The sequence below is a fragment of the Candidatus Deferrimicrobiaceae bacterium genome, from assembly GCA_036504035.1.
Lineage (GTDB): Bacteria > Desulfobacterota > Deferrimicrobia > Deferrimicrobiales > Deferrimicrobiaceae > JANXPS01.
Window position 1 is genome coordinate 369,222 of sequence record DASXVV010000009.1, and the last position, 18,525, is coordinate 387,746.

The window sequence follows — 18,525 nt, forward strand, 5'->3', positions numbered from 1 at the left end:
CAAATTCCCTTAAATAAAGCCGAATGAGCCGTGAGTGTCAAGATTTTTTAAAGACGTTCAGCAGGGCGATGCCGGCGATGAAACCGCCCACGTGCGCCCACCAGGCGGTGCCCCCCGTCAGCGCCGCGCCCGTCCCAATCGAGGCCGCCCCGCTCAGGAACTGGAGCAGGAACCAGATTCCGATGAAGACATACGCGGGCAGCTCGATCAGCGGAAAGAAAAACAGCAGCGGGACCACCGCGATCACGCGGGCTCGCGGGTAGAGGAAAACGTACGCCCCGAGCACGCCGGCGACGGCGCCCGAGGCGCCGAGCGTGGGAATCATCGACTGCGGCGAAAGCACGATCTGGACGAGGAAAGACAAGTAGCCGCAGGCGAGGAAGAAAACGAGGAAGCGGAAGCGGCCGAGACGATCTTCGACATTATCGCCGAAAATGTGCAGGTAGAGCATGTTGCCGATCAGGTGGAGCCATCCCGCGTGCATGAACATCGCGGTGAAGGGGGTCGAAAGTTCCCCGAGGTCCTCGCTCCAGCGAAGCAGGAAGCGATACGGGATCACGGCGTGCGGGTAGATCGCCAGATCGTCGCCCCCCGGGAAGCGTCCGGCGAGGAAGACGCCGACGTTGGCCGCGACCAGAAGCCAAGTGACCGCAGGGAAGTGCTGCGTCGGTACCGAGTCGCGAATCGGGATGATGGGACAGCCTCCCCGGTTTTTTCACCGCCAATGAAATATAATAGTCCGTTATGCCCCGCAGTCGCCTGCTTTCCGTCTGCATTGCCGTATCGCTCGCCCTGCATATCGCAGCGACGGTCGTCTTCCTGCTCCTCCCGCAAGGGAAGCGCCCGCATCCCGATTTCGTGCCGGTCGAGCTGGCCGACATGCCGCGCGCCACCGATTTCCTGAAGCCCGAACCCGGGGCCGTGCAAGGCGCCCCCCCGCCCCCCGCGCCGGTTCCGCCGTCCACGGCGCCGAGGCCGCCGGCCCCTGCGCCTCCGCCGCGCGCAAGCACCCCGAAGGCCGCCCCGACCCCGAGCGCGCCGAAAGCCGCAGCCCCTGCGGGCGCCCCGAAAGGCGCGCCGTCCGCGACGACTTCGGCACCCGTCGCGCCCGAGCCGCCACCGCAAGCTCAGGAAAAGCCTGCGGCGGGCGCCGCCTCCGAAAAAGCAACGCCTGCTGCGGCCGAACCGGTCCCGTCGCGTGGCCCCGCCGGAAATTCTCCGACGCCGCCTCGCGCCGCGCCGAAGGCGCTCAAGGAACTATTGCCGAGGCTCGGGGCGCTGGTGCGCGCGCCCGGAGAGCCGGGCGGCCGGAGGGAGAAGCCGAACAAGGGAAGTGCGGTCGGCACCGAGTCGAAACCGAAGGAGAAGGGACTGATCACCGAGGAGAGCGGCGGCGGGGTCCATCTGTCTTCCCTCGACTCCGACGATGTCCAGCTATTGACGTACTACGATTCGCTGCGTTTTCGCCTGGAGCAGAGGTGGAACCCATATGAGGCGTTGTCGTCGATCCGGGAAGGTCGACAGGAGACGTTCGTGGAATTCACCATCCTGAGAGACGGATCGCTCACCAATCTCAAGCTGGTCAAGAGTTCGGGCTCGAGAGCGATGGACGATTCCGTGCTGCGCGCGATCCGGAGCGCCGCGCCCTTCAACAAGCTGCCCTCTTACTATCCGAAGCCGTCACTGACGATCTACCTGACAGGAACCATCTCGGTGGAAAAAGGGATCAATCTCTATCGGTAGCCAGGGGTCAGGCGCCGCTGTCTTCCGGCGATCCGTAATCCTCCGACGCCATGAGGGCGTCGAGGTCGGACGGGTCGGGCATCCGTAACCGGAGGAGCCACCCCTCGCCATACGGGTCGGAGGTGGCGCGCTCGGGCGATTCGATCACGGCCGGGTTGACCTCGACCACGAAGCCCGAGACCGGCGACACCACCTCGAAGACCGACCAGGAAGACTCGATCAGGCCGACCGGCTCTCCCGCCCGCACCTCGATCCCTGCGGCCGGCATCTCGAGATAGAGCGCGTCGCCGAGATAGCCCGCCGCGATGTGGGTGATCCCCACCCGGACATTTCCGGCCTCTTCGGATACCACCCAGCTATGGGACGGGGAATACCGCCTTTCGGCCGGAACCGGGACGCGTTCCATCAGCCCTTGGCTGCCGCGACCTGCCGTTCGGCGGCCTCGAGCGTGTTCTGGATCAGCATCGCGATGGTCATGGGACCCACGCCGCCCGGCACCGGAGTGATCTTGCCCGCAACTTCGCTTGCCTCGGCGAACGCGACGTCGCCGCACAACTTCCCTTCCGCGTTCCGGTTCATCCCGACATCGATGACGACAGCGCCCGGCTTGATCCAGGAGCCGCGGACCATCTCGGCCCGCCCCACGGCAGCGACCAGGACGTCGGCGCTCCGGCACACCGAAGGCAGGTCGGCCGTGCGGGAGTGGCAGATCGTCACGGTCGCGTGCTGCGCGAGCAGCAGCATGGCCATCGGCTTGCCCACGATGTTGCTGCGCCCGACCACGACCGCGTTCTTTCCCTTGAGCGCGACCCCCTCGTGCTCGAGCATCTTCATCACGCCATACGGCGTGCACGGCAGGCAGGACACGCCGCCCGTGAACAGCCGGCCCGCGTTCATCGGGTGGAAGCCGTCGACGTCTTTCTCGGGGGAGATCGCCTCGATCACCTTGGCCTCGTCGATGGGGCCGGGCAGCGGGAGCTGCACGAGGATGCCGTTGACGGAACGGTCGGCGTTGAGCTCGGCGACCAGCGCGAGCAGCTCCCGCTCCTGGACGGTCGCCGGGAGGTCTATCTGCCGCGACAGGATACCCGCCTCGGAGCACGCCTTGCCCTTGTTGCGCACGTAGACCTGGGAGGCGGGGTCTTCGCCGACGAGTACCACCGTGAGGCAGGGGGTGATGCCGGTTCGGGCGACGAAATCCTTGACCTTGACCGCGACCTGGGCGCGGACCGACGCCGCGATGGCCTTGCCGTCGATGATCTGTGCGGGCATATGCAATCCTCCGGGATGAATGGTGAACTCTCACTTTTACACCATTGGGCGGTATAATGGAACCAGGCCAGGAAGCCCCGTCAACCCGCCGAACGCCCCGCAACGGGGAAATGGAGGTACGGGCATGTTGTCCACTGCCAGGTTCAATCCCGCAAGCCGGAAGAATGTCACCCGCGACACCGACCCCTACATGCCTCGGAAGGCAGCACCTGCCTTGGGCGTCTGCCCAGGCTGCAACGCCGTCAGGGAGGGCCACCGCTGGACCCTCGATCCCCGGAAGGCCCGGATGCTGATGAAGGAGGAAGGCGTGGATCGCCACCACTGCCCTGCCTGCCGGAAGATCGCCGACGGATTCCCCTTCGGCCTGGTCTCCCTCGAGGGCGGCTTCCTGGCATTCCACCACGACGAGATTCTCTGCATCGTCCGGAACGAGGAGAAGCGGGCCATGTCCACCAACCCGATGGCGCGCATCATGTCGCTCACCGAGGTCGGCGGGCGCGTCGAGATCGCGACCACCGACGAGAAGCTGGCGCAGCGGATCGGGCGGGAAGTCCACAAGGCGTGCCAGGGCGATCTCGAGTACACCTGGTCCGACTACACCAAGTTGCTCAGGGTCCGCTGGATCCGGGACGCCTGACGCCCAGATCGAAGGAACAGGCCAGAAAGCGATCGATCAGGCAGTCGCCGCGGCGTTCACCCTGGCCGCCATGATGAAGTCGTTCTCATGCAGGCCGTGGATCTTGTGCGTCTGGAAAGAGACCGTGCAGTAGCCCCACCCCAGTGCGATGTCGGGATGATGCTTCTGCTCCTCCGCGATCGCGCCGACTTTCCGGGCAAACCCGAGCGCCGACACGAAATCGGGGAAACGGAAGGTCCGGGAGATCCGGGTCGACGCATCCTCGAGCGTCCATCCCGGAAGTTCCGCGATCTTCGCTTCGGACTCTACCGCCGTCAGCGGCGCGACGCCGCCCCGACAGGGAACGCAGATCATTTCCTCGAGCTTCATGCTTCCCACCTCCCTTGAAATGAGGCGAACGCTCACGGCGCCGTCGTCAGCGCCATGAATTCGTCGACCGGCATCGCGGACAGCCGGGCCCGGTCGAGGCAAAGCGCGACGAGCGTCTCGACCCGCTCGGCCGGGAGCCGCGTCGCGAGGTTTTCGCGGGCCTTCCGCAGGAGCAGCGGCAGCGCCTCGCTTCGCCGGCGCCGGTGCCCGACGGGGTACTCGACCTCGACTCGGCAGGTCGCGCTCCCATCCCGGAAGAACACTTGGACCGCGTTGGCAATGGACCGCTTGGCGGGGTTCAGGTAGTCCTGCGAATAGCGGGGCTCCTCGACGACTTCCATCTTTTCCCGCAAGGCGTCGATGCGCGGGTCGCCCGCCACGGCGTCCTCGTAATCGTCGGCGGTCAGGCGCCCGAAGATCAGGCCGATCGCCGTCATATATTGCAGGCAATGGTCGCGGTCGGCCGGGTTGTAGAGCGGACCGCGCTTGCTGATGATGCGAACCGCCGACTCCTGCGTCTCGATGACGACCCGCCCGATCTCGCCCAGCCGCTCCCGAACGGCCGGGTGCAGCGCCAGGGCGCACTCGACGGCCGTCTGGGCGTGGAACTCGGCCGGGAACGACACCTTAAACAGGACGTTCTCCATCACGTAAGACCCGTACGGCCGCGGACGGCTGAAGGACCCGCCCCGGAAGGAGACATCGTAGAACCCCCACTCCTTCGCGGTCAGGGCGCCCGGATATCCGGGCTCTCCCGCAGCCGCCAGCATCGCCAGCCGGACGCCCCGGCTCGTCGCGTCGGCCGCGGCCCACGACTTCCGGGGGCCCGTGTTCGGGGCGTGCCGGTAGGTCCGCAGCGCCTGCCCGTCGACCCAGACGTTCGAAAGGGCGTTGACGATCGCCTCGCGCCCGCCGCCCAGAAGCCGCGTTGCCACCGCGGCCGTCGCGAGCTTCACCAGGACCACGTGGTCGAGCCCGACGCGGTTGAAACCGTTCTCGAGCGCCATGATCCCCTGAATCTCGTGCGCCCGGATCATGGACGTCAGGACGTCCCCCATGACCAGAGGCGCGGCGCCCGCGCGGCGGTTTCGCCGGCTGACGTGATCCGAGACCGCCAGGATCCCTCCCAGGTTATCGGAGGGATGCCCCCACTCGGCCGCCAGCCACGCGTCGTTGTAGTCGAGCCACCGGATCTGGGCGCCGATGTCGAAGGCGCCCTGGACGGGATCGAGGACGTGCGACGTGCCGGGAACCCGGACCCCGTCGGGGACGACCGTTCCGGGAACGACAGGCCCCAGCATCCGGGCGCAGGCCGGGAAGCGGAGGGCAAGCAGGGCGCATCCGAGCGCGTCGAGCAGCACGAGGCAGGCCGTCTCGTACGCCTCGGCGCTCCCGACGGTGCCGGAAAGCACGTAATCGGCGATCTCGACCATCTCCCGGTCGGGCTCGGGACGGAGGTTGGATTCGGGGGCCGTTGTCATGCCGCGTGCGCCCCTCCCGCGCGCTGCCGGATCGGCTCGACCGCCCGCGGCCCGGGGCCGACGTAATCGGCGACGGGGCGGAAGATCCGGTTCGACGCCCGCTGCTCGATGATGTGCGCCGCCCAGCCGGCGACCCGGGCGAACACGAAGACCGGGGTGAACATGCCGCTGGGAATGCCGCAATGGTGATAGGCCGAGGCGCTGTAGAAATCGAGGTTCGGGTAGAGCCCCTTCTCTTCGCGGACCAGCGTCTCGATCCTTTCGGAGACCCGGAACAGCCGCAGGTCGCCGGCCGATTCCGCGAGCTTGCGGGACCACTCCTTGATGATGGCCGATCGGGGATCGGGCGCCTTCCGGTAGATCCGGTGGCCGAATCCCATGATCTTCTCGCCGCCGGCCAGCATGGCGCGGACCGCGACCGCCGCCTCGTCGGGCGTGGCGAACCGGTCGATCAGCCGCATCGCCTCCTCGTTGGCGCCCCCGTGCAGCGGCCCGCGCAGCGTTCCGATCGCCGAAGTCACCGCCGAGTAGAAATCGGTCAGCGTCGATGCGGTGACGCGGGCGGAGAAGGTGGAGGCGTTGAACTCGTGCTCTGCGTAAAGGATCAGCGACACGTCGAGCGCGCGCCGGTGGAGGTCGCGGACCGTCCGGCCGTGGAGCAGGTGCAGGATGTGGCCGGCCAGCGTCTCTTCGCCCGAGTCGGTGTCGACGCGGTGTCCGTTGTGATGGTAATGGTGCCAGTAGAGAAGCATGCCGGGAAGCGCCGACAGCAGACGGTCGGCGATGTCGCGCGCATCGTGCTTCTCCCGTTCGGGTTCGAGCGTGCCGATCGCCGAGCAGCCGGTGCGGAGGACGTCCATCGGGTGGGATGTTCCGGGCAGCTCCTCGAGGATGATTTTCAGCGGGCCGGGCAACCGCCGCATCCCGCGCAGGCACAGGCGGTAGGCCTCCAGTTCTTCACGGCCGGGCAGATTCCCGTGGATCAGGAGATGGGCCACTTCCTCGAACGAGACGTGCGTGGCCAGCTCCTCGATCGGATAGCCTCGATAGCTGAGTCCCCTTCCCTTCTTGCCGACCGTGCTGATCGCCGTCTCCCCGGCGACGACCCCTTCGAGCCCGGCGCTATAAGCATGTTCGGTCATGACGGATCCTCCTTTCCGAACAGCGCATCCAGTTTTCGCTCGTAGTCTTCGTATCCGATGATGTCGTACATCTCGGCCCGCGTCTGCATGCTCCCCAGGACGTTCCGCTGGGTCCCTTCGGAGCGGATCGCCCGGAAGACCGCCTGTCCCGCGGCTGCCATCGCCCGGAAGGCGGAAAGCGGGTAGAGCGCGAGCCGGACACCGACGCTGCGCAGCTCTTCGACGGTGTAGAGGGGGGTGACGCCGAATTCGGTCATGTTGGCAAGGACCGGCACGCCGACGATGTCGACGAACCGCCGGTAATGGGAAAGGTCGGCCAGCGCCTCGGGAAAGATCATGTCGGCCCCCGCCTCCCGGTAGCGGCCGGCCCGCTCGACGGCCGCTTCCAGCCCCTCGATCGCCACCGCGTCGGTCCGGGCCATGATCACGAACGACGGGTCGGTCCGGCCGTCGACCGCCGCCTTGATCCGGTCGACCATCTCGCCCGGCGATGCGAGCTGCTTGCCGGGGCGGTGGCCGCACCGCTTCGCTGCCACCTGGTCCTCGATGTGGATTCCCGCCGCGCCCGCCCGCGTCATCTCCCGGACGGTCCGGGCGATCGCGAAGGCGTGCCCCCACCCCGTCTCCGCGTCGACCAACAGCGGAAGGCGGCTCGCGCCGGTGATCCGGCGCGTCTCCTCGAGCACGGTGTCGAGCGAGGTCATCCCCAAGTCGGGCAACCCCAGCGCCGCGTTGGCAACGCCGGCCCCGGAGAGGTAGAGCGCCCGGAAGCCGGCCCGTTCCGCCATCATCGCCGCGTAGGCATCGATCGCCCCCATTACCTGGAGCGGGCTTTCCTCCTCGATGGCCCGGCGCAGCAGCGCTCCGGGCGTAACCGGATTCACCATCGTTTGCTCCTTTTCATCCGTCTATTGGATGCCTTGCGGGGTAGTGCGAGTTCTAGACGTCGAGCACGACGGTCGCCTTCCAGCGACCGCGCACCCGGGCGACGGCGAGCCGGTGCAGCGTAACCGCCTTGACGTCTACGAGCAAGGGATGCCGGGCCCGGTCGATCCGCTCCCCGATGAGCCGCGCCTCGAGGGCGTAGCCGCCCTCCCCTTCCGTGATGCGCAAGGCATCGGGATGCACGAGGAGAAGCCTCGCATCCTTCAGGAAAACCAGCTCCTGGAGGAATTCGAAGAGCAGCAGGTCGAGCGCGCCGTTCGATAGCCTAACGGACCGCGTCTCGCTCCGCGCGACCGTTTCGGGCCGTTCGACCATCGTCCGGAGGAGCGCCTCGGCGCAGGCGGAGAACATCCCCTCCCGGCTGTCCCCCCACGCCGCAAACGCGACGTCGGCCAAGGCCACCTTCGGGAGGAATCGGAAGGGCACGCTCAACCCTTGATGTTGCCGAGCGGGATCATCTTGGCCACCCGGCGGCTGAGGCCGGCGGCCTCGGTCGTCTCGGCGATCTCGTCGATGTCTTTGTAGGCCAGCCCCGCCTCCTCGGCCAGGCCTCCGTACGAATCGGTCCGGACGTAGATTCCGCGCTCGGCCATCCCGTCCAGCAGCGCCTTCCCGCGCACCCGCTTCTTCGCCTCGTGACGGCTCATCGTCCGGCCGCTGCCGTGCGCCGTCGTATAGAAGGTGTCGGCCGCGCCCTTCTCGGCGACAAGCAGGTAGGAGCCGGTTTCCATGCTGCCGCCGATGATCACCGGCTGGCCCGTCTCGCGATAGGCGTCGGGAATGCCGGCCATCCCGGGCGGGAAGGCGCGGGTGGCGCCCTTTCGGTGGACCAGCACCTCGCGCATCGCGCCGTCGATCGCGTGCCGCTCGAGCTTGGCGGTGTTGTGCGCCACGTCGTAAACCATGCGCATGTCGAGATCCTCGGGGGAACGGCGGAAGACGACGGAAAACGCTTCCCGGATGCGGTGCGTGATGACCTGCCGGTTGGCGAATCCCATGTTGACCGCGCATTTCATCGCCTTGTGGTAGGCCTGCCCCTCGGGCGACCGGAACGGGGCGCACGCCAGTTCGCGGTCGTCGAGATGGATCCCGTATTTCGGCGTCATGACCTTGAGGAAAGCGTTGAGGGAGTCGGTCGCCACCTGATGGCCGAAGCCGCGGCTGCCGCAATGGAACATCACGAAGATCTGGTTGGGGAGGGTGATGCCGAAGCTCCGGGCAGTACCGGGATCGAACACGTTTTCGGGCCGGACGACCTGGACCTCGCAGTAGTGGTTGCCCGAACCGGCAGTGCCGAGCTGGTCGTACCCCCGCTCGATCGCCTTCTCGCTGCAGGCGGCGGCGTCGGCGCCGGCGTAGCAGCCCTCTTCCTCCGTCATCGTGAGGTCTTCGGGCCAGGCGTAGCCGTTTTTCAGGCACCACCGGGATCCCTTCTCGAGGACGTCGCGAAAGCCGCTCCGGGTCATCTTGACCGTACCAGAGCAACCCACGCCGGTCGGGATCCGGGCGAAGAGCAGGTCGACCAGTTCTCGGATCCGGGGCCGGACCTCGTCCTCGGTCAGGTTCGTCCGGATAAGCCGCATCCCGCAGTTGATGTCGAAGCCGATCCCGCCGGGGGAGATCACCCCGGATTCCGGGTCCATCGCGGCCACGCCCCCGATGGGGAAACCGTACCCCCAATGGCCGTCGGGCATGCACCACGCATATTTCAGGATTCCGGGGAGGCAGGCCACGTTGGCGGTCTGCGCGAAGACGCCGTCGTCCATCCGCTCGAGGAGCGAACGCGAGGCGACGAAGCGGGCCGGGACCCGCATCCCCTTCTTGTGGGAAGGGGGCAGCTCCCAGACGGTCGGGGAGATTCTGTGGATCAAAGCAGGGAGCGGCATGTTCATTGACCTCCCCACACGGATCAAGCGTCGGGCGTTACTCGGAAGCCGCCTTCGGACAACCCGCGCAGGCGGGAGCCCCCTCGGCCTTTCCTTCGGCGCACGGCGCCGGTTTCCGGTGGTGCTTGCCCTCGACCGACTTGCTGGCATAATCGGTCTTGTACCAGCCGGATCCCTTCAACTGGAAAGAGCTTTCGGACATCACGCGATCGGTCTTGCCGCCACAGGAAGGACAGATGGGCCCCGGATCGTCGTAGCCCTGGATCTGCTCGGTCACCTTCTCGCATTTGCGGCACTGGTATTCATAGATCGGCACGGCTGTTTCTCCTTGGTTCGACGTGGAAAAGGGGCCGAGCCCTCACGGCCCGGCCCCCTCTGGTTCGATGCCTTTGCTCCCGCTTCGGTTCGAAGCGCGCGCCGGCCTGGCCTTCCTAGTACATCCCGCCGCCCGGAGGCATCGGGGGCATCTGCGGCTTCTCCTCGGGCTTCTCGGAGATCGCGCACTCGGTCGTGATCATGAGGCCCGCCACGGACGACGCATTGAGCAGCGCGACGCGGGTGACCTTGGTCGGATCGAGGATGCCGGCCTTGATCAGGTCTTCGAACTCGTCGGTGCGGGCGTTGTAGCCGAAGCTGCCCTTGCCGCTCTTGATCTTGTCGACGATCACGCCGCCGTCCTGGCCCGCGTTGACCGCGATCTGGCGTGCCGGCTCGAACAGCGCCCGCTTGACGATGTCGACGCCCGCCGCTTCTTCGTGGTCGAGCTTGAGGGTCTCGAGCACGGCCGCCGCGCGGATGTACGCGACGCCGCCGCCCGCGATGATGCCTTCCTCGACCGCCGCACGGGTCGCATGGAGGGCGTCCTCGACGCGCGCCTTCTTTTCCTTCATCTCGGACTCGGTCGCCGCGCCGACGTTGATGACGGCCACGCCGCCGACCAGCTTGGCGAGACGTTCCTGCAGCTTTTCCTTGTCGTAGTCGGAGGTGGTCTCCTCGATCTGCGCCCTGATCTGCTTGACGCGCCCTTCGATATCGGCCTTCTTGCCGGCGCCGTCGACGATGGTGGTGTTCTCCTTGTCGATGACGACGCGCTTGGCGCGGCCGAGGTCGGTCAGCTGGACCGCTTCGAGCTTGACGCCCAGCTCTTCGGCGATGCACTTGCCGCCGGTGAGGACGGCGATGTCCTCGAGCATGGCCTTGCGGCGGTCGCCGAAGCCCGGCGCCTTGACCGCCATCGCGTTAAGCGTGCCGCGCAGCTTGTTGACGACCAGCGTTGCGAGCGCTTCACCCTCGACGTCCTCGGCGATGATGAGCAGCGGGCGGCTGGAGCGGGCGATCTGCTCGAGCAGCGGGAGCAGGTCCTTCATGTTGGAGATCTTCTTCTCGTAGATGAGGATGAACGGATCCTCGAGGACGGCTTCCATGCGCTCGGGATCGGTCACGAAGTAGGGCGAGGAGTAGCCGCGGTCGAACTGCATGCCTTCGACGATCTCGAGGGTGGTTTCCATCCCCTTGGCTTCCTCGACCGTGATGACGCCTTCCTTGCCGACCTTGGCCATCGCCTCGGAGATGATGTTGCCGATCGTCTCGTCGTTGTTGGCCGAGATGGTGCCGACCTGCGCGATTTCCTTGGGGTCCTTCGTGGCCTTGCTCATCTTCTTGAGCTCGCCCGAGACCGCCTCGACGGCCTTGTCGATGCCGCGCTTGAGCGACATCGGGTTGAAGCCGGCGGCGACCAGCTTGGCGCCCTCACGATAGATCGCCTGCGCGAGCACGGTGGCGGTGGTGGTGCCGTCGCCGGCCACGTCGCTCGTCTTGGAGGCGACTTCCTTGACCATCTGCGCGCCCATGTTCTCGAACTTGTCGGAAAGCTCGACTTCCTTGGCCACCGTCACGCCGTCCTTGGTGACCAGCGGGGAGCCGAACGACTTCTCGATGATGACATTGCGGCCGCGGGGTCCCAGCGTCACCTTGACCGCATCGGCCAATGCGTCGACGCCGACCTTGATCGCGCCGCGCGCTTCTTCGCTGAACTTGAGAATCTTCGCCATCGTGAACTACCTCCTCTTGAACTTATGGGTGAATGTAATAATTTCCGGATTACTTGCCGGTGATGACGGCCAGGATGTCGTCTTCGCGCAGGATCAGGTGCTCGACGCCCTCGATCTTGATCTCGGTGCCCGAGTACTTTCCGAACAGGATCTTGTCGCCGGCCTTGACGCCCGGGGCGACGAGCGTGCCGTTGTCGGTCACCTTGCCGGGGCCGACGGCCACGACCAGCGCTTCCTGCGGCTTTTCCTTGGCGCTGTCGGGGATGATGATCCCGCCCTTGGTCTTCGTCTCTTCTTCGACCCGCTTGACCAGGATCCTGTCCTGCAATGGCTTGACACTCATGTCGCATCCTCCTATTTCGTGATGGGGGTTGATTGCCTGACGGCTGTTAGCACTCGTTCACGTCGAGTGCTAACAAGGAATATAAAACGCCCCCGGAATCGTGTCAAGGGGGAAAGCGCGGAAGGGACGGGACTACAGGTTGCGGCGGGTCATTTCCTCTTCGAAGTACTTGCGGTAGAGGATCTCCCATTCGCGGCCGCCCTCGGGGACCCGTTTGACCTGCTTCGAGATCTTGGCGCGCGCGGCGTCGTCGGCTTCGTCGGTCGCCTTCGCGTAGGCGTCGAGGACCGCGCGGGCCTCGCGCTGGGCGGCGGCGGGATCGGGAAACTCGGCGAGCCCGTCATTCTTCAGTCGTGTCATTTGCAAGTGAGCCCAGTGGCCGCGCCGGTCGTTGGAAATGGTCATCCCGCGTCTCCTTTAAAGGACGATGCCGCGCTCTTCGGCGAGGCGCTGCTTGATCTTCTGGAACAGCAGGCGGGCGTTGGCCTGTGTCGCGTTGAGCTCCTGCGAATGCTTCTCGAGCAGCGCCTCGACTTCCCGGTCGAGCGCCTCTTCCCGCCCGATGTCGGCCATGATGGCCGCGGTCATCGCCGCGATCAGCGCCTCGTCGGTCCCCTTCTTGCGGATCATCCCCTTGGCGCTCCAGCGCGTGAGCGTCGCCCGGCAGATCCGTTTTGCGGCGTCCTCGGTGAATCTCATCCCTTTCCCCTCCCCTTCGGCCTTGCGACCCAATCCCGGAAATCGTCGCCGATCGCGCCGCGACGGCGGTACCGTTCCATGGCAACAGAGCACGGGCAATCGCGCGGGCTCGCATCGAGCGCCCTGGCCGCCGCGATCGCCAGCGCGGGAATCGCGTTCTTGGCCGCCTCGACGCGCCCGGCCTGCTCCGCGGGCAGCATCCCCTCGAACAGCGCCCCCTTCTCGTAGGGAAGCGCCTTGACCCCTTCGGCGTAGTTGGTGACGTAGAGCACCGGCGCGTAGCAGATCTCGAGCTCGCGCGCGAGGAACGCCTCGGGGCACAGCGTCATCCCGACCAGGTCGCCCCCCGCCCGTCCGTAGAAGCGGATCTCGGCGGGCGTCTCCAGGCGCGGCCCCTCGGTGCAGGCGTAGACGCCGTCACCGTGCATCTTGTGACCCGCGATCCCTTTTCCCCATGCCGCCTGCAATGCAGTGCGGATCGGCTCGCAAAAAACGGGGAACTGCCGGATGAAGCCGATCCCCTTCCCTTCGTAGAAGGTCGAGGGGCGGTTCTTGGTGAAATCAAGCAGATCGTCGGGGAGCACGAGGTCGCCGGGACGGTATTTCGGAGAAATGGAGCCGGGGCCCGACCAGGCGATGATCCTTGTCACGCCCAGCGATTTCGCAGCGTAAATGTTGGCCCGGTAGTTGACGTACGGCGCCGTGGTCTCGTAGCCGTGCTCGCCGTGCCGGGAGAGGAAATAGTAACGAAAGCCGTCTTTTTCGTGAAGGTGGACCGGATTGGAAAGGCCGTACGGCGTACGGACCCGTCGCGGGGGAGCGAGCCGGACGCCGAGCGTTCCCTCGGGGAGGGCGTAGCCGCCGGACCCTCCGAGCAGGAGGGTCCGGGGCTCTGCCTTGGACGCTGTCTTCAGAAACCGACCCGGACGCCGAGATTGACCGTCCAGCCGCCGACATTGACGTCCTGTCCGAAATAGGTGGACTCGACGATGTGGTACTTCCCTTCGAAGTTGAGGGCGATCTTGGGGTTGAGCCAGGCGTCGGCTCCGAGCGACAGGTAGCCGCCGAAATTGGTGTCGGAATCGCTGATGCCGATCGGGTTGTCCAGATTGGAGCGATAGAAGCCGAGCCCCAGACCGATGTACGGTTCGACGACCGGCTGCGGGTAGATCAGTCGCGCGCCGAACGTCAGCGGGACGACCGACACCTTGGCTGCACCGGGACCATCCGCGCCGTAGGCGCCGAGGTTCGCTTCTATGGCGATGTTCTCGTTGACGCGCGAGCCGAGGCCGAAGTCGACGTTGTAGCCGCTGTCGAACCCATCGAGCCCGTCGGTGTCGTTGTTGGGGGAGAAGATCCCCAAATGCCCGAAGAGGTAGGGTTCGCCGAACTGCGCGTGGCGAGGAGGCGGTGCGCCGCCGGAGAAGCCGCGCGCGGCGAATGCCGCGGTCGACAGCGAAAGCATCGCGGCGAGCGCGATCAGGATTGAAATCCGTTTTTTCATGGTATCTGACCTCCTGGTGAGTTTACGGCTGCCGCATACCGTTCGAGGATAACTCCCGAGCGGGTAGAAATAAAGAGCGACGCGCGCCTATAATGGACGCCATCCCCCAAACGGGCAAGGAGTCGCCTCATGATCATCGTCATGGCGCCGTCGGCGTCGAAAAAGGATATCACCTCCGTCATCGCGCGGATCAAGGAGCTGGGATACACCCCCCACCCCATTTACGGCACCACGCGCACGGTTATCGGCGCGATCGGCGACGAGCGGGGGAAGGCGATCCTCCAGTCGCTCGAGCCGCTGCCGGGCGTCGAGCAGGTCGTTCCGATCCTCAAGCCCTACAAGCTGGCCAGCCGCGAGATCAAGTCCGAGCGGTCGGTCATCAAGATCGCCCCCGGCGTCACGATCGGCGGGAGGCAGCTGCTCGTCATGGCCGGCCCCTGCTCGGTCGAGAGCGAGGCCCAGATGATCGAGACGGCCCACGCGGTCAAGGCCGCCGGCGCCCAGGTGCTGCGGGGCGGCGCGTTCAAGCCTCGCACCAGCCCCTACGCCTTCCAGGGACACGGCGAGAAGGGCCTCAAGATGCTGCGCAAGGCGGGCGACGCCGCGAAGATGCCGGTCGTCACCGAAGTGATGAACACCGAAGAGGTCGGATTGGTTTCCGAATATGCCGACATCATCCAGATCGGCGCGAGAAACGTCCAGAATTTCGCGCTGCTCAAGAAGGTCGGGAAGTCGAAGCGCCCCATCCTGCTCAAGCGCGGCATGATGACCACGATCAATGAAACGCTGATGAGCGCCGAATACTGCCTCTCCGAGGGCAGCCGCAGCGTCATCCTGTGCGAGCGCGGCATCCGCACCTTCGAGGACGCCACCCGCAACACGCTCGACCTTTCCGCCGTGCCGGTCTTCCACGAGCGCACGCACCTTCCCGTCATCGTCGACCCGTCGCACGGCACGGGCCACGCCCAGTACGTCCAGCCGATGGCGCTCGCCTCGGTCGCCGCCGGCGCCGACGGGCTGATGATCGAGGTGCACCCGACGCCCGAGAAGGCGTGGTCGGACGGCCCCCAGTCGCTTGATTTCGCGAAGTTCGCCGAGTTGATGAAGGCGCTCGCCCCCTTCATCGCCGCCGCGGGCCGGACGCTTTAGGAGAATACGATGGACTACAAAAATACGCTGAACCTTCCGCAGACCGACTTCCCGATGCGCGGCAACCTGTCGCAGCGCGAGCCCGCCTTTCTCGAGCAGTGGGCGAATGAGGATGTCTACCGCAAGCTGGTCGAGAGCCGCAAGGGACACCGGAAATTCGTCCTTCACGACGGCCCCCCTTATGCCAACGGTCACATCCACATCGGCCATGCGCTCAACAAGATCCTCAAGGACGTCGTCGTCAAGTACAAGTCGATGACCGGGCACTACGCCGAATACATCCCGGGATGGGACTGCCACGGCCTGCCGATCGAGCACCAGGTCGACAAGAACCTGGGGGGAAAGAAAGAGGCGATCGACAAGGGCGAGAAGCGGAAGATGTGCCGCGAGTATGCGGAGAAATTCGTCGCCATCCAGCGCGACGAGTTCAAGCGGCTGGGCGTCCTGGGCGACTGGGATCATCCCTACAAGACGATGACGTTCGACTACGAGGCGGCGACGCTGCGCGAACTGGGCAAGTTCGTCGAAGCCGGCGCGGTCTACAAGGGCTACAAGCCGGTCCACTGGTGCCTGTCGTGCAAGACCGCGCTGGCCGAGGCCGAGGTCGAGTACGCCGACCACACCTCCCCTTCCATCTACGTGAAATTCCCCTTCAACGGGGCGCCGGAAGCGATCCACCCCGCGCTCGCCGGCAAGAAGGTCTCCTTCGTCATCTGGACGACGACCCCCTGGACGATCCCGTCCAACCTGGGCGTCGCGCTCCATCCCGAGTTCACCTACGCGGCGATCGAAACGGGGGGCGAAGTCCTCGTGGTCGCCGAAGAGCTGGCCGAATCGTTCACGAAGGCGGTCGGCATCGAGGGCGCGGTCAAGCTCGCGACGTTCACCGCCCCGCACCTCGACAAGATGACGTGCCGCCACCCCTTCCTGGACCGCGATTCGCTCATCGTCCTCGCCGACTATGTCACGCTCGACGCGGGAACGGGCTGCGTCCACACGGCGCCCGGCCACGGCCAGGACGACTACAAGACCGGCGTCCGCTACGGGCTCGACATCTACGCCCCGCTCGACGACGCGGGCCGCTTCCTGGCCGACGTTCCCTTCTTCGCCGGGATGCGCGTCTGGGACGCCAACCCGAAGGTCATCGAGAAACTCGCCGAGGTCGGCGCGCTCGTCCAGGCGGGTTCCGTCGACCATTCCTACCCGCATTGCTGGCGCTGCAAGAGCCCCGTCGTTTTCCGGGCAACCGCGCAGTGGTTCGTCTCGATGGACAAGACCGGGCTGCGGCAGAAGGCGCTCGACGCCATCGCGAAGGTGCAGTGGGTTCCCGCCAAGGGACAGGCGCGCATCGAGGGGATGATCTCCGGCCGCCCCGACTGGTGCATCTCGCGCCAGCGGTCGTGGGGCGTGCCGATCGCCGTGTTCCGCTGCGAGGCGTGCAACACGCACCTGCTCGACCGGAAGCTCATCGACCGCGTCGCCGACTTCTTCGAAAAGGAAGGGGCCGACGCCTGGTTCAACCGGCCGGTTTCCGAGCTGCTTCCCGCGGGGACGACCTGCCCGTCGTGCAAGGGATCCGCGTTCGTCAAGGAGACCGACATCCTCGACGTCTGGTTCGACTCGGGCGTCTCGTGGGCGGCTGTCTGCGAAGGCAAGGAAAGTCTCGGCGTCCCGGTCGACCTCTATCTGGAAGGATCCGACCAGCACCGGGGGTGGTTCCACTCGTCACTCCTGTGCGGCATCGGAACGCGCGGGTACGCACCCTACAAGGCGGTGCTCACGCACGGCTTCGTCGTCGACGGCAAGGGCGAGAAGATGTCCAAGACCAAGGGCAACGTCGTCGCCCCGCAGGACATCATCAAGACGCACGGCGCCGAGATCCTCCGGCTCTGGGTCAGCGCCCAGGACTTCCGCGAAGGCGACATCCGCATCAGCAAGGAGATCGTCGACCAGCTTTCCGAGGCCTACAAGAAGATCCGCAACACCGTGCGCTACCTGCTCGCCAACATCGGCGACTTCGCGCCGGCGCGCGACGCGGTGCCGCACGACAAGATGGAGGAGATGGACCGGTACGCGCTGGCGCTCTTCCGCAAGCTGGCCGTCGAGGTGCGCCGCTGCTACGACGCCTACGAGTTCCACACGATCTACCAGGCGCTCAACAACTTCTGCATCGTCGACCTGTCGGCTTTCTACCTTGACGCGATCAAGGACCGGATCTACTGCTCGAAGGTCGACGACCCGGCGCGCCGCTCGGCGCAGACCGCGCTTTTCGAAATCGCGAAGGGGTTTCTCCCGCTGATTGCCCCGATCCTGTCGTTCACGGCCGACGAGGCGTGGCGTTACCTGCCCGCTTTCCCAGGCAAGCCGGAAAACGTCTTTCTGGCCGACATCCCCGAGGTCGACCCGCTGCCGGGCGAGGCCGAGGTTGCGGCCGTATGGGAACGGATCCTCGCCTTCAAGGCAGAAGCAGCCCAACCGCTCGAGGCGGCGCGCAAGTCGAAGGAGATCGGGAAGGACCAGCACGCCCGCGTCGTGGTGGCTCCGGGGCCGTTTGCCGACCTGTTCGAAAACCGCCTGTCGTCGCTGAAAGAAACGCTCATCGTCTCGGGACTCGAAGCTGGCGACCCATCCGGCGAGGGCGTCTACGAGAGCGCCCTCTATCCGGGGCTTCGAATCAAGGTCGAGAAGGCGCCCTGGGCACGGTGCGAACGGTGCTGGAACCAGGAACCGGCGGTCGGGACGCTATCCAACCCCGACCTGTGCCCCCGCTGTACCGAGGTCATCGGTGGGTGAGACCGCGGCAAAGTTTTCCCTGACGCCCAAGAAGCTGGCGGCGCCGCTGCTGATCGCCGTCGTCGTCGCGCTTTTCGACCAGTGGAGCAAGGGGGCGGTCGTCCGGGCCTTCGGCCTGTTCGAGGGAAAGGCCGTGATCCCCGGCTTCTTCAACGTCGTCCACGTCCACAACACGGGCGTCGCCTTCAGCATGTTTTCGGGGATGGACCCGCGCTGGTCTGTCCCCGCGCTCGTTTTCGCCACGCTTCTGGCCGTCGCCGGCGTGGTCGGCTACCTGGGCTACCTGCCCGCAAGGGGCGCCACCCAGGCCGCGCTGGGGCTTATTTTGGGGGGCGCCGTCGGCAACCTGGCCGATCGCGCCCGCCTCGGCTATGTCGTCGATTTCCTCGACGTCTATTGGAGGAGGTTTCACTGGCCCGCGTTCAACGTCGCCGACATCGCGATCTCGGCCGGAGTCATCCTGCTGGCGATCGAGCTGCTGCTTGAGCCGAAACATTAACCCGGAGGTTCC

The 18,525-nt window shown here is 66.1% G+C and carries 19 protein-coding genes and 1 pseudogene; 5 read left to right on the plus strand and 15 right to left on the minus strand.

The genetic code is table 11. The annotated features are described in order from the left end of the window. Positions 1-37: 37 nt before the first annotated feature. Positions 38-559 carry a rhomboid family intramembrane serine protease gene (locus tag VGK27_07415; protein HEY3489932.1) on the minus strand — a complete coding sequence of 174 codons (522 nt, stop codon included), beginning with the start codon at positions 557-559 and terminating at the stop codon, positions 38-40. A 185-nt stretch (positions 560-744) separates the two neighbouring features. Between VGK27_07415 and VGK27_07420 the strand changes: the two genes are divergently transcribed. Further along, positions 745-1,743 carry a TonB family protein gene (locus tag VGK27_07420; GenBank protein HEY3489933.1) on the plus strand — a complete coding sequence of 333 codons (999 nt, stop codon included), beginning with the start codon at positions 745-747 and terminating at the stop codon, positions 1,741-1,743. Positions 1,744-1,750: 7 nt separating this feature from the next. Here VGK27_07420 and gcvH read toward each other — a convergent pair whose 3' ends face one another. Further along, positions 1,751-2,149 (minus strand): glycine cleavage system protein GcvH, encoded by a 399-nt coding sequence (gene gcvH / locus VGK27_07425; protein HEY3489934.1) that lies wholly within the window; start codon positions 2,147-2,149, stop codon positions 1,751-1,753. Continuing rightward, complete coding sequence (gene folD / locus VGK27_07430) at positions 2,149-3,015, minus strand: bifunctional methylenetetrahydrofolate dehydrogenase/methenyltetrahydrofolate cyclohydrolase FolD (GenBank protein HEY3489935.1); 867 nt, start codon at positions 3,013-3,015, stop codon at positions 2,149-2,151. Before folD ends, gcvH begins: the two co-directional genes overlap by 1 nt. 124 nt (positions 3,016-3,139) lie before the next feature. Between folD and VGK27_07435 the strand changes: the two genes are divergently transcribed. After that, positions 3,140-3,652, plus strand: coding sequence for a BCAM0308 family protein (locus VGK27_07435; protein HEY3489936.1), 513 nt, complete (start codon positions 3,140-3,142; stop codon positions 3,650-3,652). Positions 3,653-3,688: 36 nt separating this feature from the next. On the opposite strand, the gene VGK27_07440 is transcribed toward VGK27_07435, so the two are convergent. The 12 genes and pseudogenes from VGK27_07440 to VGK27_07495 all read right to left on the minus strand — a co-directional run bounded on the left by VGK27_07440 (position 3,689) and on the right by VGK27_07495 (position 14,072). Then, entirely contained in the window at positions 3,689-4,021 is a 333-nt protein-coding gene (locus tag VGK27_07440; GenBank protein ID HEY3489937.1) for a 4a-hydroxytetrahydrobiopterin dehydratase, read from the minus strand. Positions 4,022-4,053: 32 nt separating this feature from the next. Beyond that, a complete protein-coding gene (locus tag VGK27_07445; protein HEY3489938.1) occupies positions 4,054-5,502 on the minus strand; it encodes a bifunctional 2-methylcitrate dehydratase/aconitate hydratase in 1,449 nt (482 codons plus the stop codon). Continuing rightward, positions 5,499-6,644, minus strand: a complete 1,146-nt coding sequence (locus VGK27_07450; protein HEY3489939.1) for a citrate/2-methylcitrate synthase — start codon at positions 6,642-6,644, stop codon at positions 5,499-5,501. Before VGK27_07450 ends, VGK27_07445 begins: the two co-directional genes overlap by 4 nt. Continuing rightward, positions 6,641-7,531: a methylisocitrate lyase gene (prpB, locus tag VGK27_07455; protein HEY3489940.1), complete on the minus strand. Its 891-nt coding sequence runs from the start codon at positions 7,529-7,531 to the stop codon at positions 6,641-6,643. The genes VGK27_07450 and prpB overlap by 4 nt, the downstream gene beginning before the upstream one ends. A gap of 52 nt (positions 7,532-7,583) precedes the next feature. After that, positions 7,584-8,015: an archease gene (locus VGK27_07460; protein ID HEY3489941.1), complete on the minus strand. Its 432-nt coding sequence runs from the start codon at positions 8,013-8,015 to the stop codon at positions 7,584-7,586. 2 nt (positions 8,016-8,017) lie between these two features. Next, positions 8,018-9,475 carry an RtcB family protein gene (locus VGK27_07465; GenBank protein ID HEY3489942.1) on the minus strand — a complete coding sequence of 486 codons (1,458 nt, stop codon included), beginning with the start codon at positions 9,473-9,475 and terminating at the stop codon, positions 8,018-8,020. 37 nt (positions 9,476-9,512) lie between these two features. After that, positions 9,513-9,791 carry a zinc ribbon domain-containing protein gene (locus VGK27_07470; GenBank protein HEY3489943.1) on the minus strand — a complete coding sequence of 93 codons (279 nt, stop codon included), beginning with the start codon at positions 9,789-9,791 and terminating at the stop codon, positions 9,513-9,515. Between the two features lie 115 nt (positions 9,792-9,906). Further along, positions 9,907-11,526, minus strand: coding sequence for a chaperonin GroEL (gene groL / locus VGK27_07475; GenBank protein HEY3489944.1), 1,620 nt, complete (start codon positions 11,524-11,526; stop codon positions 9,907-9,909). Positions 11,527-11,575: 49 nt separating this feature from the next. Further along, on the minus strand, positions 11,576-11,869 hold the full coding sequence (gene groES / locus VGK27_07480; GenBank protein ID HEY3489945.1) for a co-chaperone GroES: 294 nt from the start codon (positions 11,867-11,869) through the stop codon (positions 11,576-11,578). 132 nt (positions 11,870-12,001) lie between these two features. Next, positions 12,002-12,568, minus strand: a pseudogene (locus tag VGK27_07485) (DUF507 family protein). Then, positions 12,565-13,515: an MTAP family purine nucleoside phosphorylase gene (locus tag VGK27_07490; protein HEY3489946.1), complete on the minus strand. Its 951-nt coding sequence runs from the start codon at positions 13,513-13,515 to the stop codon at positions 12,565-12,567. The pseudogene VGK27_07485 and the gene VGK27_07490 overlap by 4 nt, the downstream one beginning before the upstream one ends. Beyond that, positions 13,479-14,072 (minus strand): porin family protein, encoded by a 594-nt coding sequence (locus tag VGK27_07495; protein ID HEY3489947.1) that lies wholly within the window; start codon positions 14,070-14,072, stop codon positions 13,479-13,481. Before VGK27_07495 ends, VGK27_07490 begins: the two co-directional genes overlap by 37 nt. A gap of 129 nt (positions 14,073-14,201) precedes the next feature. On the opposite strand from VGK27_07495, the gene aroF reads away from it, so the two are divergent. From aroF to lspA, 3 genes are read left to right on the plus strand one after another with little or no spacing between them, the layout of a single operon-like run. Then, on the plus strand, positions 14,202-15,221 hold the full coding sequence (aroF, locus tag VGK27_07500; protein ID HEY3489948.1) for a 3-deoxy-7-phosphoheptulonate synthase: 1,020 nt from the start codon (positions 14,202-14,204) through the stop codon (positions 15,219-15,221). A 9-nt stretch (positions 15,222-15,230) separates the two neighbouring features. Next, positions 15,231-18,014, plus strand: a complete 2,784-nt coding sequence (ileS, locus tag VGK27_07505) for an isoleucine--tRNA ligase (protein HEY3489949.1) — start codon at positions 15,231-15,233, stop codon at positions 18,012-18,014. Further along, complete coding sequence (gene lspA / locus VGK27_07510; GenBank protein ID HEY3489950.1) at positions 18,007-18,513, plus strand: signal peptidase II; 507 nt, start codon at positions 18,007-18,009, stop codon at positions 18,511-18,513. The genes ileS and lspA overlap by 8 nt, the downstream gene beginning before the upstream one ends. Positions 18,514-18,525: the final 12 nt, after the last annotated feature.

Excerpts from the sequence above, each read along its gene's own strand:
- VGK27_07420 (HEY3489933.1), top strand. The coding sequence starts at position 745 with ATGCCCCGCAGTCGCCTGCTTTCCGTCTGCATTGCCGTATCGCTCGCC.
- gcvH (HEY3489934.1), bottom strand. The coding sequence starts at position 2,149 with ATGGAACGCGTCCCGGTTCCGGCCGAAAGGCGGTATTCCCCGTCCCAT.
- folD (HEY3489935.1), bottom strand. The coding sequence starts at position 3,015 with ATGCCCGCACAGATCATCGACGGCAAGGCCATCGCGGCGTCGGTCCGC.
- VGK27_07435 (HEY3489936.1), top strand. The coding sequence starts at position 3,140 with ATGTTGTCCACTGCCAGGTTCAATCCCGCAAGCCGGAAGAATGTCACC.
- VGK27_07440 (HEY3489937.1), bottom strand. The coding sequence starts at position 4,021 with ATGAAGCTCGAGGAAATGATCTGCGTTCCCTGTCGGGGCGGCGTCGCG.
- VGK27_07445 (HEY3489938.1), bottom strand. The coding sequence starts at position 5,502 with ATGACAACGGCCCCCGAATCCAACCTCCGTCCCGAGCCCGACCGGGAG.
- VGK27_07450 (HEY3489939.1), bottom strand. The coding sequence starts at position 6,644 with ATGACCGAACATGCTTATAGCGCCGGGCTCGAAGGGGTCGTCGCCGGG.
- prpB (HEY3489940.1), bottom strand. The coding sequence starts at position 7,531 with ATGGTGAATCCGGTTACGCCCGGAGCGCTGCTGCGCCGGGCCATCGAG.
- VGK27_07465 (HEY3489942.1), bottom strand. The coding sequence starts at position 9,475 with ATGCCGCTCCCTGCTTTGATCCACAGAATCTCCCCGACCGTCTGGGAG.
- groL (HEY3489944.1), bottom strand. The coding sequence starts at position 11,526 with ATGGCGAAGATTCTCAAGTTCAGCGAAGAAGCGCGCGGCGCGATCAAG.
- groES (HEY3489945.1), bottom strand. The coding sequence starts at position 11,869 with ATGAGTGTCAAGCCATTGCAGGACAGGATCCTGGTCAAGCGGGTCGAA.
- VGK27_07495 (HEY3489947.1), bottom strand. The coding sequence starts at position 14,072 with ATGAAAAAACGGATTTCAATCCTGATCGCGCTCGCCGCGATGCTTTCG.
- aroF (HEY3489948.1), top strand. The coding sequence starts at position 14,202 with ATGATCATCGTCATGGCGCCGTCGGCGTCGAAAAAGGATATCACCTCC.
- ileS (HEY3489949.1), top strand. The coding sequence starts at position 15,231 with ATGGACTACAAAAATACGCTGAACCTTCCGCAGACCGACTTCCCGATG.